At 73.4% G+C, this 16907-nt stretch carries 13 protein-coding genes and 1 tRNA gene; 10 read left to right on the top strand and 4 right to left on the bottom strand.

Annotated features, from left to right (window positions below; genetic code table 11):
* Window positions 1-40 precede the first annotated feature (40 nt).
* Both IAG43_RS10755 and IAG43_RS10750 read right to left on the bottom strand, forming a co-directional pair.
* Entirely contained in the window at window positions 41-238 is a 198-nt protein-coding gene (locus tag IAG43_RS10755; RefSeq protein WP_187740529.1) for a helix-turn-helix transcriptional regulator, read from the bottom strand.
* Window positions 239-452: 214 nt separating this feature from the next.
* Complete coding sequence (locus tag IAG43_RS10750; protein WP_187740528.1) at window positions 453-1364, bottom strand: sugar phosphate isomerase/epimerase family protein; 912 nt, start codon at window positions 1362-1364, stop codon at window positions 453-455.
* A 125-nt stretch (window positions 1365-1489) separates the two neighbouring features.
* On the opposite strand from IAG43_RS10750, the gene iolC reads away from it, so the two are divergent.
* From iolC to IAG43_RS10700, 10 genes are all read left to right on the top strand, one after another.
* Window positions 1490-2557 (top strand): 5-dehydro-2-deoxygluconokinase, encoded by a 1068-nt coding sequence (gene iolC, locus IAG43_RS10745; protein WP_187740527.1) that lies wholly within the window; start codon window positions 1490-1492, stop codon window positions 2555-2557.
* A complete protein-coding gene (locus tag IAG43_RS10740) occupies window positions 2554-3450 on the top strand; it encodes a Cgl0159 family (beta/alpha)8-fold protein (protein ID WP_187740526.1) in 897 nt (298 codons plus the stop codon). Before iolC ends, IAG43_RS10740 begins: the two co-directional genes overlap by 4 nt.
* 16 nt (window positions 3451-3466) lie before the next feature.
* Window positions 3467-4300, top strand: coding sequence for a 5-deoxy-glucuronate isomerase (gene iolB, locus IAG43_RS10735; RefSeq protein ID WP_187740525.1), 834 nt, complete (start codon window positions 3467-3469; stop codon window positions 4298-4300).
* Window positions 4297-6177 (top strand): 3D-(3,5/4)-trihydroxycyclohexane-1,2-dione acylhydrolase (decyclizing), encoded by a 1881-nt coding sequence (iolD, locus tag IAG43_RS10730; RefSeq protein ID WP_187740524.1) that lies wholly within the window; start codon window positions 4297-4299, stop codon window positions 6175-6177. The genes iolB and iolD overlap by 4 nt, the downstream gene beginning before the upstream one ends.
* 23 nt (window positions 6178-6200) lie before the next feature.
* Window positions 6201-7703: a CoA-acylating methylmalonate-semialdehyde dehydrogenase gene (locus tag IAG43_RS10725; protein ID WP_187740523.1), complete on the top strand. Its 1503-nt coding sequence runs from the start codon at window positions 6201-6203 to the stop codon at window positions 7701-7703.
* A 235-nt stretch (window positions 7704-7938) separates the two neighbouring features.
* Window positions 7939-8538 (top strand): DUF4291 domain-containing protein, encoded by a 600-nt coding sequence (locus IAG43_RS10720; RefSeq protein WP_246574730.1) that lies wholly within the window; start codon window positions 7939-7941, stop codon window positions 8536-8538.
* A gap of 396 nt (window positions 8539-8934) precedes the next feature.
* The gene (locus IAG43_RS10715; protein WP_187740521.1) at window positions 8935-11739 is read left to right on the top strand and encodes an alpha/beta fold hydrolase; all 2805 of its coding nucleotides are present in this window, start codon (window positions 8935-8937) and stop codon (window positions 11737-11739) included.
* Window positions 11736-12617, top strand: coding sequence for an ABC transporter permease (locus tag IAG43_RS10710; RefSeq protein ID WP_187740520.1), 882 nt, complete (start codon window positions 11736-11738; stop codon window positions 12615-12617). The genes IAG43_RS10715 and IAG43_RS10710 overlap by 4 nt, the downstream gene beginning before the upstream one ends.
* A gap of 210 nt (window positions 12618-12827) precedes the next feature.
* Window positions 12828-14519 (top strand): YfbK domain-containing protein, encoded by a 1692-nt coding sequence (locus IAG43_RS10705; RefSeq protein ID WP_187740519.1) that lies wholly within the window; start codon window positions 12828-12830, stop codon window positions 14517-14519.
* Window positions 14520-14680: 161 nt separating this feature from the next.
* The gene (locus IAG43_RS10700) at window positions 14681-15154 is read left to right on the top strand and encodes an anthrone oxygenase family protein (protein ID WP_187740518.1); all 474 of its coding nucleotides are present in this window, start codon (window positions 14681-14683) and stop codon (window positions 15152-15154) included.
* A gap of 63 nt (window positions 15155-15217) precedes the next feature.
* Here IAG43_RS10700 and IAG43_RS10695 read toward each other — a convergent pair whose 3' ends face one another.
* Together IAG43_RS10695 and IAG43_RS10690 are read right to left on the bottom strand one after the other, a co-directional pair.
* Window positions 15218-16381 (bottom strand): tyrosinase family protein, encoded by a 1164-nt coding sequence (locus tag IAG43_RS10695; RefSeq protein WP_187740517.1) that lies wholly within the window; start codon window positions 16379-16381, stop codon window positions 15218-15220.
* Between the two features lie 273 nt (window positions 16382-16654).
* A tRNA-Arg gene (locus IAG43_RS10690) sits at window positions 16655-16727 on the bottom strand.
* Window positions 16728-16907: the final 180 nt, after the last annotated feature.

Here is a 16907-nt window from a genome sequence, read left to right as displayed (position 1 = left end):
GCCGTCCGCCCGCCGCGGTCAGGGCGGCGGACGGACGGGATCAGTCTCTTCGGCCCCTGTTCCCCGGTCGGTTGGCCACCCACCTGCGGATGGTGTCCGCGTACCAGTACGGCTTGCCGGACTCCACCTTGTCCGGCGGCGGCAGCAGTCCGTGCTTGCGGTAGGAGCGGACCGTGTCCGGCTGCACCCGGATGTGCGCCGCGATGTCCTTGTAGGACCAGAGCTGTCTGTCCGTCATATACATGGCACCTCCCTGCGCGGGCGGCAGCGGCGGGCGGGGTGCCGTCGGGGGAGCTGCCGCCGTGACACTGGCGATCACTGAGCCTGTGCCCGTTGAACGACGCCCGGCCCTCCCCGGGGCAGCCCTGTAGATCGTCTGTGACACAAAGCCCGCGTAACGGAGACACATGTGATGAGGAAGAAACAACCATGACGGACCTGCGGCATTCTCCTCAGATACCGCAGGAGCGCAGGAAACCGCGCGTGCGTTCGGCGATCGGGTACGGCTTGTCCGGCGGGCAGGGATACATGTCCTGCTCGACGATGGCGAAGAGGTCGACGTCGAGGGCGGCCGCCGCCGCGATGACGGGCTCCAGCGCGGGCACCCCGGCCGGTGGTTCGCACATCACGCCCCGCCCGACCGCCGGACCGAACGGCACCTCACCGGCCACCACTTCGGCGAGGACGGCCGGGTCCACCTGCTTGAGATGGAGGTAGCCGATGCGCTCGCCGTACGTCTTGATGAGCTCCACGCTGTCGCCGCCGCAGTAGGCGTAGTGCCCGGTGTCCAGGCAGAGGGACACCAGCTCCGGATCGGTCGCGTCGAGGAAGCGGCTCACGTTCTCCTCGGTGTCGACATGGGTGTCCGCATGCGGATGCACGACGATCCGCAGCCCGTAGCGCTCCCGCACCTCACGGCCCAGGCGTTCGCTCTGCTCCGTCAGGTCGCGCCACTGGGCCGGCGTCAGCACGCGGTCCTCCAGGACCCGGCCCGTGCGGTCGTCCCGCCAGAAGGACGGGATGACCACCAGGTGTTCCGCCCCCATGGCCCGGGTCAGCGCGGCGATGTCCGAGACGTGCGCCCATGTCTCGTCCCAGACCCCCGGTCCGCGGTGCAGACCGGTGAAGACCGTGCCCGCCGAGACCTTCAGCCCCCGCCGCCCGGTCTCCTCCGCCAGCACGGCGGGATCGCTCGGGAGATAGCCGTACGGGCCGAGTTCGATCCACTCGTACCCGGCGCGGGCGACCTCGTCGAGAAAGCGCCGCCAGGGGACCTGCCGGGGATCGTCGGGGAACCACACCCCCCAGGAGTCAGGGGCCGAGCCGACCCGGATACGGCTGTGGGCGGGGACGGAGGCAGTCATGGCCGTCAGCTTTCCGGCCGCCCGAGAAGGGTGTCAAGGCTTGGTCCGAATGTCCGGACAAAATGTTGACAGGGTTCGCCGGGGACGGCTAGACCTGGGGACACCCCCTGACCGAAGGGACACGTATGAGTCAGCCGTACGCCCTCCAGCCGTACGACGTGATCACGATGGGCCGGATCGGGGTGGACCTCTACCCCCTGCGCACCGGTGTCCCGCTGGAACGGGTCGACACCTTCGGGAAGTTCCTCGGCGGATCGCCGTCCAACGTCGCGGTGGCGGCCGCGCGGCTCGGCCGGCGCACCGCCGTGATCACCCGCACCGGCCAGGACCCCTTCGGGACGTATCTCCACCGCGCCCTGCGGGACTTCGGCGTGGACGACCGCTGGGTGACCTCGGTCGAGGAGTACCCGACACCCGTGACCTTCTGCGAGATCTTCCCGCCCGACGACTTCCCCCTCTACTTCTACCGCCGGCCCAAGGCGCCCGACCTGGAGATCAGGGAGGGCGAGCTGGAGCGCGAACCGATCCGCCGGGCGCGGATCTTCTGGATGACCGGCACCGGACTGTGCGCCGAGCCGAGCCGCACCGCGACCCTGGCCGCGCTCGCCCACCGGGCCAAGGCGGGCACCACCGTCTTCGACCTGGACTGGCGCCCGGTGTTCTGGTCCGACCCCGCCACCGCACGCGGTCACTACGCGCAGGCGCTGGCCCACGCGACCGTCGCGGTCGGCAACGCCGAGGAGTGCGCCGTGGCGACCGGCGAGAGCGATCCGCACGCCGCCGCCGAAGCCCTGCTCGCCGCGGGAGTGGAGCTCGCGGTCGTCAAGCGGGGGCCCGAAGGAGTCCTCGCCGCCCATCGCGACGGCACCCGCGCCGAAGTCCCCCCGGTCCCGGTGGACGTCGTCAACGGGCTGGGCGCGGGCGACGCCTTCGGCGGCGCGCTGTGCCACGGGCTCCTCGCCGGATGGGACCTGGAGCGGACCCTGCGCTTCGCCAACACGGCGGGCGCCGTGGTCGCCGCCCGGCTCGCCTGCTCCTCGGCGATGCCGTCCGAGGCCGAGGTCGCCCAGGTCCTCGCCGGAGGCCCCGTCCCGCCCGACCCCAGCCGCGAGGCGGCGCGGGAGCACCCCGACGACCACCCCGCCGCGCCCCCCGCCGGTCCCGGCGCCGGTCCCGACGGGACGCCCTCATGAGCCGGGTCGACATCGGCGAACTCGTCGGAATCCGCACCCGGCACCCCGAGGCCATCGCCGAAGCCGCCGGCCGCAGACGCCGGCGTTCCGGCCTGCTCGGCGAGCACGGCCGGCTCATGATCGTCGCCGCCGACCATCCCGCCCGCGGCGCGTTCGCCGTCGGTGACCGCCCGCTCGCCATGGCCAACCGCCTCGACCTGCTGGAGCGGCTCTGCCTCGCCCTGTCCCGCCCCGGCGTCGACGGCGTCCTCGCCACCGCCGACATCCTCGACGACCTGCTGCTGCTCGGCGCACTGGACGACAAGGTCGTCATGGGCTCCATGAACCGCGGCGGCCTGGCCGGAGCCTCCTTCGAACTCGACGACCGCTTCACCGGCCACCGTGCCCAGGACCTCGAACGGCTCGGTTTCGACGCCGGCAAGCTGCTGCTCCGCATCGACTACGACGACCCCGCCTCCCTCGACACCCTCGCCGCCGCGGCCCGCGCCGTCGACGAGATGGCGGGGCGTCAGCTCCCCGTCTTCGTGGAGCCGTTCATCTGTCACCGCAGGGACGGAATGCTGCGCAACGATCTGGGCGCCGAGGCCGTGGCGCGTTCCGTCGCCATAGCGTCCGGTCTCGGCGGTACCTCGGCGTACACCTGGCTCAAGGTGCCCGTCACCGAGGACCCCGGCGACATGCGCGCGGTGATGGAGACCTCCACCCTCCCCGCCGTCCTGCTCGGCGGAGACACCGGTGGGGACACTGGCGCGGACACGGACGCCGCGCTCGGACGGTGGAGCGCCGCACTGCGACTGCCCACGGTCCAGGGCCTGGTCGCCGGGCGCGCGCTGCTGTATCCGGCCGACGGCGACGTGGCGGGCGCGGTCGATGCGGCCGTGGCGCTGCTGTAGGGGGTACGCAAGAGACATGAGCGACTTCGAGAAGCCGGACCTCCACCTCCCGGCGGGCAGCACGGCCGGCGGACCGTACGCCGTGGACATCGGCCCGGCGCGCACGGGCTGGGGGTACACGAGCCTGCGGGTGCTGGAACTGCCCCCGGGCGGATCGCACCGGCTGGAGACGGGCGACAGCGAGTGGATCGTGCTGCCGCTCGGCGGCGGCTGTACGGTGCACACGCACGGCGAGTTGTTCCAACTGCACGGGCGGGACGGTGTGTTCGGCGGAGTGAGCGACTTCGCCTATGTGCCGCGCGACGCCCATGCCCTGATCGCCTCCGGTGCGGGAGGCCGCTTCGCCCTGGCAGGAGCGAGGTGCGAGCGTCGACTCCCCGCTCGCTACGGCCCCGCGCCGGAGGTACCCGTCGAGGCCCGCGGCAGCGGCATGCAGGCCCGGCGGGTCCACAACTTCGCGGCCGCCGGCTCCTTCGACTGCGACCGGCTGATCGCCGTCGAGGTCCTCACCCCCGGCGGCCACTGGTCCTCCTACCCGCCCCACAAGCACGACGAGCACCTGCCGGGCGAGGAGAGCGAACTGGAGGAGATCTACTACTTCGAGATCGACCGCGGCGGCACCGGCTACCAGCGGGTGTCCCCGTCCCGCCCCGGCGGCGCCGACCTGCTCGCCGAGGTCCGCACCGGTGACGTGGTCCTCGTCCCCGACGGCTGGCACGGGCCGTCGATCGCCGAACCCGGCCACACCATGTACTACCTCAACGTGATGGCGGGGCCGGGCGCCGAGCGGGAGTGGCTGATCCGCTTCCACCCCGGCCACCTCACCGACGGGACGAAGGGCTACCGATGAGTCCGGCACGACGCCTCACCACCGCCCAGGCCCTGGTGCGCTTCCTGACCGCCCAGTACACCGAGCGGGACGGCGAACGGCACCGGCTCATCGCCGCCACCTGGGGCATCTTCGGCCACGGCAACGTCGCCGGCATCGGCCAGGCGCTGCTGGAGTCCGCGGACGGGATGCCGTTCGTCCAGGGCCGCAGCGAACAGGCCATGGTGCACGCGGCCGTCGGGTACGCCCGCCAGTCCCGCAGGCTGTCCGCCCACGCCGTCACCACCTCCATCGGCCCGGGCGCCACCAACCTCGTCACCGGCGCCGCCCTCGCCACCGTCAACCACCTGCCCGTACTCCTGCTGCCCGGGGACGTGTTCGCCACCCGGCCCGCCGACCCCGTCCTCCAGCAGCTGGAGGTGCCGTACGCGGGCGACGTCTCGGTCAACGACGCGCTGCGTCCCGTCTCCCGCTTCTTCGACCGCGTCACCCGTCCCGAGGCGCTGATCCCCGCCGCCCTCCAGGCGATGCGGGTGCTCACCGACCCGGCGCAGACCGGGGCCGTGACGCTCGCGCTGCCGCAGGACGTGCAGGCCGAGGCGTACGACTGGCCCGAGGAGTTCTTCGCCGAGCGGGTGTGGCGGATCACCGCACCGCCCCCCGACCCGGAGGCGCTGGCCGACGCGGTGCGCGCGGTGCGCGCGGCCCGCAGGCCGCTGCTCGTGGCGGGCGGCGGAGTGCACCACAGCGGGGCGGAGGCCGCCCTGGCGGCGTTCGCGGAGGCCACCGGGGTGCCCGTCGCCTCCACCCAGGCCGGCAAGGGCTCCCTGCCCCACGACCATCCGGCCGACGTGGGCGGCATCGGACACACCGGCACCGCCACCGCCGACGCCCTCGCCCGCACCGCCGACCTGGTGATCGGCGTCGGCACCCGCTTCACCGACTTCACCACCGCCTCCGGCACCCTCTTCCAGGACCCCGGCGTCCGCTTCCTCAACATCAACGTCGCCGGCTTCGACGCCCACAAGCTCTCCGCCCTTCCCCTCGTCGCCGACGCCCGGGCGGCCCTCGCCGCCCTCACCGAGGGGCTCGCCGGGCACCGGGTCGACCCCGCCCACGAGGCCGCGTACCGCGCGGAGAAGACGGCGTGGGAGCAGCGGGTCACCGCGGCGTTCGCCGCGCCCGACCCCGGCCTGCCGCCGACCCAGGCGCAGGTCCTCGGCCTCCTCGACGCACTGGTCACCGGGGACGACATCCTGATCAACGCCGCCGGTTCGCTCCCCGGCGACCTCCACAAGCTGTGGCGCGCCCGCTCGGCCGACCAGTACCACGTCGAGTACGGCTACTCCTGCATGGGCTACGAGATCCCGGCGGCGATCGGCGTGGCGATGGCCGCTCCCGGACGCCCGGTGTGGGCCCTGGTCGGCGACGGCACCTACCTGATGAACCCGACCGAGATCGTCACCGCCGTCCAGGAGGGCGTCCCGTTCCGCCTGGTCGTCCTCCAGAACCACGGCTACGCCTCCATCGGCGGGCTCTCCGAGGCGGTCGGCGGCGAGCGCTTCGGCACCGCCTACCGGCAGCGCACCGGCCCCGGGCGGGCCTTCGACGGCGCGCCGCTGCCCGTCGACCTGGCGGCCAACGCGGCCTCCCTCGGCATGCGGGTGATCCGCGCCGCGACCATCGGTGACCTGCGGGAAGCCCTGGCCGAGGCCAGGGAGGCGACCGTGCCCACATGTGTCTACACGGAGACCGCAATGCCCGACACTGTGTCGGGCCCGCCCGGGGCGCAGGCATGGTGGGATGTTCCGGTGGCCGAGACCGCGGCCCGCCCGGCGGCGGTCACGGCGCGCGAGGAGTACGACCGGCACGCCGCCGCCCGGCGACGCCATCTCTGAAGGACGCGAAGGAGCTTTTCGCCATGACGAAGACCGTCAACCACTGGATCGGTGGCACGACCGTCGAAGGCGCGTCCGGCAACTGGGGCCCGGTCACCGACCCGGCCACGGGCGCCGAGACCACGCGCGTCGCGCTCGCCTCGGCGGCGGAGGTCGACGCGGCCGTGTCGGCGGCGAAGCAGGCGTACGCGACCTGGGGCACCTCGTCCCTCGCCCAGCGGACCGCGGTCCTCTTCCGCTACCGCGCGCTGCTCGACGCCCACCGTGACGACATCGCGGCCCTCATCACCGCCGAGCACGGCAAGGTCCACTCGGACGCCCTCGGCGAGGTGGCCCGCGGCCTGGAGATCGTCGAGCTGGCGTGCGGCATCACCACGCAGCTGAAGGGCGAGCTGTCCACCCAGGTCTCGCAGCGGGTCGACGTGGCCGCCATCCGGCAGCCGCTCGGCGTGGTCGCCGGCATCACGCCGTTCAACTTCCCCGCCATGGTGCCGATGTGGATGTTCCCGCTGGCCGTGGCCTGCGGCAACACCTTCGTGCTCAAGCCGAGCGAGAAGGATCCGTCGGCCGCCAACCTGCTCGCCGAACTGGCCACGCAGGCAGGGCTGCCCGACGGTGTGCTGAACGTCGTCCACGGCGACAAGGTCGCCGTGGACGCCCTGCTGGAGCACCCCGACGTCGCCGCCGTCTCCTTCGTCGGGTCCACCCCGATCGCCCGGTACATCCACACCACCGCCTCCGCCAACGGCAAGCGGGTCCAGGCACTCGGCGGCGCCAAGAACCACATGCTGGTCCTGCCCGACGCCGACCTGGACGCGGCCGCGGACGCCGCGGTGTCCGCGGCCTACGGCTCGGCGGGCGAGCGCTGCATGGCCATCTCGGCGGTCGTCGCGGTCGGCTCCGTCGGCGACGAGCTGGTCCGGAAGATCCGCGAGCGCGCCGAGAAGATCGTCGTCGGCCCCGGAAACGACCCCTCCTCCGAGATGGGCCCGCTGATCACCCGGGCGCACCGCGACAAGGTCGCCTCCTACGTGACGGGCGCCGCCGCGCAGGGCGCAGACGTCGTCCTCGACGGCACGGGCCACACCGTGGCGGGCTACGAGGACGGCCACTGGATCGGACTCTCCCTCCTCGACAGGGTCTCCACCGACTCCGACGCCTACCGCGACGAGATCTTCGGCCCGGTCCTGTGCGTGCTGCGCGCCGAGACGTACGAGGAGGGCGTGGCGCTGATCAACGCCTCGCCGTTCGGCAACGGCACGGCGATCTTCACGCGGGACGGCGGCGCGGCCCGCCGCTTCCAGCTGGAGATCGAGGCGGGCATGGTCGGCGTCAACGTGCCCATCCCGGTGCCGGTGGGCTATCACTCCTTCGGCGGCTGGAAGGACTCGCTCTTCGGCGACCACCACATCTACGGCAACGACGGCGTGCACTTCTACACCCGGGGCAAGGTCGTCACGACCCGCTGGCCCGACCCGGCGGACGCCCCCGCCGGAGTGGACCTGGGCTTCCCGCGCAACCACTGACGCCACTGGCCGTGCTGACACCGCCGGCACCGCCGGCCGTCGCGGCCACCCGCACCCGCCGCTGCCTCCTGGGCCGCCCGCAAGGGCCGCGCCAGGAGGCAGCAGGCCGTCCCGGCGGTAAACCGGTGGCGTCGGCACGGCACGGAGCCGGAGGGTGGACCGCATGTCCGACGAGCCCGAACACCGCGTGTCCGACGAGCCGGAGTACCGCGTCTCCGACGAGCCCGAACACCCCCTGTCCGACGAGCCGAAGTACCGCATCCGCGCCCGCCACACGGAGGAGACCGTCACCGTCTACCAGGCGTACCGCCCCGGGATCGGCGGCCCGGCCGCCCGCGAGGGCCGGTTCCCGGCGGAGTGGAAGCGGGACCGGATGACGTGGATCAAACCGTCCTTCCTGTGGATGATGTACCGCTGCGGCTGGGCGGCCAAGCCGGGTCAGGAGACCGTGCTCGCCGTGGAGATCCGGCGGGACGGCTTCGAATGGGCCCTGCGCCACGCCTGCCTGTCGCACTACGTGCGCGGCCTTCACGACGACCGGGCGGCGTGGCAGCGGGAGCTCCGCCGCTCGCCGGCCCGGGTGCAGTGGGACCCGGAGCGGGATCTGCGTCTCGCGCCCCTGCCGTTCCGCTCGCTGCAACTGGGACTCGCGGGCGAGGCGGCCCGGCTGTACGCGGACGAGTGGACGGTGTCGATCACCGATGTGACCCCGCTCGCCCGCGAGGTCCACGCCCTGGTGCGTGCGGGGGACCTGCCGGCGGCGGCCCGGCTGCTGCCCGTGGAACGGCCGTACCCTGCGGGTCCCGGACTCCTCGGGCGCCTCGTCGCGCCGTGACCCGCCGCCCGGCGGGCGCCCCGCCCGCCGAACTCGCCCCGCGCAAGGCACAGGTGACCGTTCACGGAACGGGCGGGCGGGGCGGACATCGTGCCGGGCGCGGAGCGAGCGCCCCGACCTGCACCCCGTGATGTGACCTGCGGCACAACGGAAGCGTCGCTCGCGCCCGCCGCCCGCCCGCCGTCCCCAACGGGAACGCAGGAAACGGAAGTTGCCCCTCCATCGGCTGTCGTACCGGCGTGTGCAGCTTCGATGCCCGCCCGGTGGAGGTCCGGCCGCCCCTTCCGGATACCGCGTCTGGTGTATGCCGCGGGCGGGTTGTACTACCTCAGGAGGCCTTCCGGTTCCGACTGGCGTCAGCGGAGGGCACACAGGCGGTGCGCTTAGGGTTCAGACATGAAGATCCGACTTCCCCGGCCCGCAGCCCGGAGCCGATGGTTCGCCGGTGCCGCGGCCCTGGCGGTCCTCGCCGGAGCGGGCACCTGGACGGCCGTCGCGGACGACGGCACGCCCGCCGTGCACCGCGAGGACCGGGTGCACACCATGCCCGGAGCGAAGATCGACACCTCCTACTTCACCGCGGGCGGACCGGAGCGGCGGCCGGCCGTCCTCATCGGCCACGGCTTCGGCGGCAGCAAGGACGACCTCCGCGCCCAGGCGGAGAAGCTGGCGCGGGACGGATACGCCGTGCTGACCTGGTCCGCCCGTGGCTTCGGCTCCTCCACCGGGCGGATCGGCCTCAACGACCCCGAGCACGAGGTCCGGGACGTCTCCCGGCTGATCGACTGGCTCGCCGAGCGCCCCGAGGTCGAACTGGACGCGGACGGCGATCCGCGGGTCGGCGTCACCGGCTCCTCCTACGGCGGCGCGATCTCCCTGCTCGCCGCCGGCCACGACAAGCGGGTCGACGCCATCGCCCCCCAGATCACCTACTGGAACCTCGCCGACGCCCTGTTCCCGGACGGCGTGTTCAAGAAGCTCTGGGCCGGGATCTTCTTCACGACCGGCTCCGCGGCCGGCGGCGGCCTCACCGACGCACCCGCCCCCGACGGCGAGAGCACCGACGGCGACGGCCCCGGCGGCGGGACCCCCGGCGACGCGCAGCGCGACGGCGCGTCGCCCGGCGACGGACAGGCCCCGGCGGCCGGCGCGCCCGGCGCCGACGGCTCCGCGCCCCGCAACCCCTCCGTCTGCGGCCGGTTCCAGCCGCAGCTGTGCGCCATGTACGAACGCGTCGCGGTCTCCGGCCGCCCCGACGCCGAGGCCCGGCGGCTCCTGGAGGAACGCAGCCCCTCCGCCGTCGCCGACCGGATCAAGGTCCCCGCCCTCGTCGTCCAGGGGCAGTCGGACTCCCTGTTCCCGCTCACCCACGCGGACGCCATCGCGAAGGCCGTCGCCGCGGGCGGCGCACCCGTCGCCGTCGACTGGATCTCCGGCGGCCACGACGGCGGCGACCGCGAGACGGCGCGCGTCGAGGCCCGCATCTCCGACTGGTTCGACCGCTACCTCAAGGAGGACGAGAGCGCCGCCACCGGCCCCGCGTTCCGGGTCAGCCGCACCGGAGGCGTCGACTCCACCGACGGCCGGGCACAACTGCGCGGCGCGAGCGCCGACCGCTACCCCGGACTCGGCAGCGGGCCGGTCACGATCCCCCTGACCGGCCGCGAGCAGACCTTCGCCAACCCGGCCGGCGCCAGCCCGCCGTCGGTCTCCGCCGTCCCCGGCCTGACCGGCGGAGCGGGCGCCCTCTCCTCGCTCGGCGTCGGCATCTCCCTGGACTTCCCCGGCCAGTCGGCGTCGTTCACCACCGCGCCGCTCCCCGCGACCACCCGCATCACCGGCACCCCGCAGGTCACCGTCACGGTGGCGTCGGACACCGGGGAGGCGGTCCTCTTCGGCAAGGTCTACGACGTCGCCCCCGACGGCCGGCGCCAGGTGCTGCCCTCGCAGCTCGTCGCCCCGGTCCGGATCGAGGACGCCCGCGAAGGCCGCAAGGTCACCCTCCGGCTCCCCGCGATCGACCACGAGGCGGACGCCGGCCACCGGCTGCGCGTCGTCCTGTCCGCGACCGACCTCGGCTACGCCTCCCCGGCGGAGCCCGCCACGTACACCGTCTCCGCCGACGGCCCGCTGACCGTCCCGACCGCCCCGTCCGTGCGGACCCAGGCAGCCGGGCTCGCCTGGTGGGTCTGGGCGCTGCCCGTCGCCGGCGTGATCGTGGCCGCGGCCCTGCTGCTCACCGCCCGCCGCCGGGCCGTCGCCCCCGCGCCCGACCCGGACCGCGCCGGCGTGCCGCTGGAGATCACCGGACTCACCAAGAAGTACGCCAGGTCCACCGACCGGTACGCCGTGCGCGATCTCTCGTTCCGCGTCGAGAAGGGCCAGGTCCTCGGCCTCCTCGGCCCCAACGGAGCGGGCAAGACGACCACCCTGCGGATGCTGATGGGCCTGATCCGCCCCGACGAGGGCGAGATCAGGGTCTTCGGCCACGCCATCCGGCCCGGCGCGCCGGTGCTCTCCCGGGTCGGCGCCTTCGTCGAGGGCGCGGGCTTCCTCCCGCACCTGTCGGGCCGGGAGAACCTGGAGCTCTACTGGCGGGCGACCGGCCGGCCGGCGGGCGACGCCCGCATGGAGGAGGCACTGGAGATCGCGGGCCTCGGCGACGCACTGGCCCGCGCCGTCCGCACGTACTCGCAGGGCATGCGGCAGCGGCTCGCCATCGCCCAGGCCATGCTGGGCCTCCCCGACCTGCTGATCCTCGACGAGCCGACCAACGGACTCGACCCGCCGCAGATCCGCGAGATGCGGGACGTGATGATCCGGTACGCCGCCGGTGGCCGGACCGTCATCGTCTCCAGCCACCTCCTCTCGGAGGTGGAGCAGTCCTGCACCCACCTCGTGGTCATGGACCGCGGACAGCTGGTGCAGGCGGGACCGGTGGCCGAGATCACCGGAGAGGGCGACACCCTGCTCGTCACCACCGACGGCGAGGTGGCCGACCCGGTCGTGGAGAAGCTCGCCGCGCTGCCCGGCATCGGCTCGGCCGTGCGCAGCGGTGAAGGGCTGCTCGTCCGCCTGGACGGCGCGAGCGCGACGACCCTCATCGCCGAACTGGTCCGTCTCGACGTGCCCGTCACGGGCGTCGGCCCGCACCGCCGCCTGGAGGACGCGTTCCTCACCCTGATCGGAGGCTCCGCATGAGCGCGCCCGTCCACGAGGCTCCGGCCGCGCCCGCCGACGCGGCGCCCGGCTACCGGGCGGGCCGCACCCTGCCGCTGCGGGTGGAGGCGGTGCGGCAGCTGAAGCGGCGCCGGACCCTGGTGATGGCCGCGATCCTGACCGCGCTGCCGTTCGTGCTGATCGTGGCCTTCGCGATCGGCGGATCGCCGGACGAGCGCGAGGGCGGCCGGATCAACCTGATGGACACGGCGACGGCGTCGGGGGCCAACTTCGCCGCCACCTGCCTGTTCGTCTCCGCGGGCTTCCTGCTGGTGGTGCCCGTGGCGCTGTTCCACGGGGACACCGTCGCCTCCGAGGCCAACTGGTCGTCCCTGCGCTACCTGCTGGCCGCGCCCGTGCCGCGGACCCGGCTGCTCTGGTCCAAGCTCGCCGTCGCCCTCGGGTTCAGCGCGGCCGCGATGGTCCTGCTGCCATTGGTCGGCCTGGCGGCGGGCTCAGTCGCCTACGGATGGGGGCCGCTGAAGCTGCCCACCGGGGGGTCGCTGCCGGCCGCCGACTCGCTCGCCAGGATCGGGATCGTCGTCGCGTTCGTCTTCCTCTCCCAACTGGTGACTGCCGGGCTCGCGTTCTGGCTGTCGACCAAGACCGACGCACCGCTCGGAGCGGTCGGCGGAGCGGTCGGCCTGACCATCATCGGCAATGTGCTGGACGCGGTGACCGCCCTCGGGGCCTGGCGCGAAGTGCTCCCCGCGCACTGGCAGTTCGCATGGATCGACGCCCTCCAGCCGGACCTCGAATGGACAGGCATGCTGAAGGGGGCCTCGGTCTCCGTCACCTACGCGCTGGTGCTCTTCGCGCTCGCCTTCCGCAACTTCTCCCGCAAGGACATCGTCTCGTAGCGCCACGGCACCGGCCTCCGGCGGCCGGGCTCGGACCTCCGGCGACGGCGCACGGACCTCCGGCGACGCGGCAGGTGCGAACGCCCCGAACCGGGGCGAAAGCCCTGCCGCGTTGCCGCATCGAGACGTATCCGCAACCCCTTCGTCTGCTCCTTCCGGGCTCCTCGCACGTCACATTCACAAGTGACGCGACAGCGAGGGGGAACCGCGATGAGGCTCCGTTCGGACACGAACGCCCTTACCGGGAAAGGACGGACCGCCCGGCGGGCGGTCCGCGGTGTGACGGCCGTACTGCTGGCGTCGGGGCTCGCCCTGACGGCCGCGGCGTGCGGCGCGGGCTCCGACAGGAGCGCCGCCGACCGGTCGGAGGGCGGCAGGAGCCACGACGGCGCGCCCGCGCCGGTCGCCCCGGACGGGGGCCGGGGCTACGAGGACCGGGACGACGCGGGGCGGGACGACGCGTCCGGTGACGAGGCGCCGGGCGAGAAGGCGGTGAAGCCCGCGCCCGACTACCTGTCGACCTTCGCGCTGGACGTCGACACCGCGTCGTACCACTACACCCGGCGGCTGCTGAGGGAAGGCGGCACACCGTCGCCGCAGCAGGTGCGGCCCGAGGAGTTCGTCAACAGCTTCCGCCAGGACTACCGCCGCCCGGACGGCGACGGCTTCTCCGTCACCGTCGACGGCGCGCGCCCCGGGGCGGCGGTCGGCGGGGCGCAGGAGGGCGAGATCACGGCCTCGTCCGACAGGCCGTCCCACGGGTCGTCCGGCAGGGAGGAGGCGGACGCGGGGGACTGGTCCCTGGTGCGGGTCGGCCTCGCCACCGCGGCTGCCGAGGACGCGGGGAGGCGCCCGCCCGCCGCTCTCACCTTCGTCATCGACATCTCGGGCTCCATGGCGGAGCCGGGGCGGCTCGACCTGGTCAAGACCTCGCTCTCCACCCTCACCGACCAGCTGCGCGACGACGACTCCATCGCCGTCGTCACCTTCAGCGGCGAGGCGGAGACCCGCCTGCCGATGACCCGCCTGGACGGCAACCGCGACAGGATCCACGGCATCGTCGACGATCTGGAGCCCGGCGCCTCCACCAACGTCGAGGCCGGTGTCACGACCGGGTACGAGGTGGCCGTCGAGGGCCGCCGGAAGGGGGCGACCAACCGGGTCGTCCTGCTCTCCGACGCCCTGGCCAACACCGGTGCCACGGAGGCCGACACCATCCTGGAGCGCATCGACGACGCCCGCCGCGAGCACGGCATCACCCTCTTCGGCGTCGGGGTCGGCAGCGACTACGGCGACGACCTGATGGAACGTCTCGCCGACCGGGGCGACGGCCACACGACGTACGTCTCCACCACCGAGGACGCCCGCGAGGTCTTCGTCGACCAGCTGCCCGCCCATGTCGAACTGCGGGCCCGCGACGCCAAGGCCCAGGTGGCGTTCGACCCGGCGACCGTGCGGCAGTTCCGGCTCATCGGCTACGAGAACCGTGCCGTGGCGGACGACGACTTCCGGGACGACCGCGTCGACGGCGGCGAGGTCGGCCCCGGCCACACGGTGACCGCCCTGTACGCCGTGCGCCTGCGGGAGGGAGCCCGCGGCCATGTGGCGACCGCGACCGTCCGCTGGCTCGACCCGAAGACCAGGGCACCGCACGAGGCGAGCGGTTCGGTGGAGACCGGTGCCGTCGACGGCCCCCTCTGGGGCGAGGCGCCGAGCCGCCTCCAGATCACCGCGGTCGCCGCGTACTTCGCCGAGTCGCTGCGCGGCGGCGACCTGCCCGGCGCCCCGGACCTCGCCGCTCTGGAGCGCCGCGCCCGCGCCCTCGCCGAGTCCACCGAGGACGACGCGGTGACCGGCCTGGCCGACGCCATCGCCCAGGCGGCCCGCCGAACCGTCGGCTGACCGCGGGGGTTGCGGCCGACGGCCGGGAGGCCCGACGGCCTTGCTGCCGGGGGCCCGGGTGGTGGGGTGGCACCCACCGCCCGGGCCCCGCCCCCGGGGTCCCTGCGGAGCTCCCCGGAATCCCGCTGCGCGGCGACCCCCGGCCCGTCATGATGGCGGGCATGCCGACCCTCCTGCTCGCCCTCGCCGTCGTGTCCACCGGCCTGTACGCCGGTTTCATGCTCATCTTCCTGACGGGCGTCATGCCGGGGCTCGGGCGGCTCCCCGACGACGGGTTCGTCCCGGCGATGCGGCGCGTCAACGAGACGGTCCCGCGGGGGGTTTTCCTCCTCGTCTTCGCCGCGATCGTGGCGTTCCCCGTTGCCGCGCTGCTCGTGCCGACGGAGGGACGTACCGATGCCGACCGGTGGCTGATCGTCGCCGCGCTCGTCTGCTCGGTCCTCAACCACCTCGTCACCGTCGCGGGCAACATCCCGCTCAACAACGCCCTGGCCGCCTCGGAGAACACCACCCCGCCGGTCCCGGACGGCGAGGTGCGGGCCGCCTTCGAGGCGAGGTGGAACCGGCTGCACCTCGTCCGCACTCTGCTCGTCACCGCCGCCTTCGCGCTGCTCGTCGCCGCTGCCGTGGACTGAGACGCGGCACGGGCAGGCCCCCGCCGCGGCGAAGCGGCGGAGGCTTCCTCCTGCGGCTTCGGTTCAGACCATCACGTCATGGGTGGACCGCCAGGCGATCGCCCCGGACAGGCCGGTGACCTCCATGGCCCCGTCCGCCGTCAGCCGGAGACGATTGCCGCGCCCGTCGACGCCCAGGCTCCACACCCGCTGCCCGTCGGCGTCGTCGATGGTGAGGTCGCCGTCCATCTGCATGACGCACATTCCGGGCGACCTGCGCTGCGTCCCGGACGACCACCGCGGAGTGTGTTCGCCGTCCTGGTACAGGACCAGGTTCCCGTCGGTCTCGTAGACGAGCCGGTACCGGCCGCCGCCCGCGCTGATCGAGTCGCCGCCGCGCAGGGTGTCGCCGGGATACATGCGGTCGCCCTGCGCCGTGGGGTTCTCGATGTCGTAGACGTAGCCGAGGCTGCGGTGGTCGAGCACCGCGCTCACCCGCACGCTCGACCACGGCGGCATCAGGTCGCCGACGTTCTGCCCCGGCGGGCCGCCGCTCTGCGGGCGGTACGTCTCGGTGGGATGCTCCCGCTGCCACTGTGCCCAGAGCCGGTCGATGTTGGCGTGATGCAGCCAGAACACGGGGTCGTTGGGCGAGCTGGTGAGCTCCATGTTGCCGCCGATCCACCGGTGGACCATGTTGTGGATGTCCGGTGTTATCACACCTTCCAAGGATTTGCGGAAGCTCTGGCTCACCCCCTCCCACGGCTCGCTGTCGTACGGCGTCATGGCGAGGCAGTCGGACACGTCGCCCGCCGTCGGCAGATGGGGGACGCCGGCGCCGAACTGCCGCCTCAGGTACGAGGGGATCTCCCGGGAGGGATCGATGCAGTTCCATCCGGCGCTGATGGCGAACCGGCCGGTCATCACCCGGTCGTCGCCCGCCCTGCCGTTTCCGCCCATGAAGTCGTCGGTCCAGGGGCTGCTGCCGGTGTCCGTCCAGTCCCAGTACGGAACGGAGAGCGTCTGCCCGCTGGTCGAGGGCGGCAGGGCCACCTCGAAGATCCGGACGAACTCCCGGTGCCAGGGCAGGAAGGTGGGGACGTGGTGGTAGGAGTCGGGGCGGCTCACGTGCGTCTTGACGAACTCGTCGTAGTGGCCTCCGGACTTCACCCCCCACACCGCCGTGACGAAATCCTTCCTCTGGTCCTCGGACAGCAGGGCCTGGTTCCTGCGGACAAGCTGGGCCATGGCGCGCCTCGATCGGATGCTCGGCCGGATGGGTGAACCCCCTCCCACCAACGTCGGATCGCGGCAGGCTCGTCGCCACCTCGATTAGGCCATACGGGTGACCCTCCGGGGGGCCCGCCCGGGCCCGGCGGCAGTCGGCGGCGCGGGGCCGTCCTCTCCGCAGGCCGGGGGCGGTCCGGCGCTTACCCGCTCGCTACGCACGACCCGCTAGGGTGCGCCTGAGCAGCGAAAAGGCCCTCCTGTTCGGAGGGCCTCCCGATCGTGCGCGCGGTGCGCCCCCGGCAGGACTCGAACCTGCGGCCAAGCGCTTAGAAGGCGCCTGCTCTATCCACTGAGCTACGGGGGCCGGATGCGGCCCGGAGACCCTCACGGGTGGTCCGGCCTCGCCGGGCACAAGGATAGGGCTCCCTTGCCCTCGGCCCGGCTGCTTCACCTGCGTGGCACGATGTGGAGGTTCGGTGAAGCGAACCGATAATCGCAGGCAGGCGGGATTCGCGCATCGCTTTTGGCGCCTCGCGCGGCGGGT

The sequence above is a fragment of the Streptomyces genisteinicus genome (assembly GCF_014489615.1).
GTDB classification, from domain to species: Bacteria; Actinomycetota; Actinomycetes; order Streptomycetales; family Streptomycetaceae; genus Streptomyces; species Streptomyces genisteinicus.
Note: the sequence above shows the minus strand (reverse complement) of the source record. Positions and strands in the feature narration are given on the sequence as shown.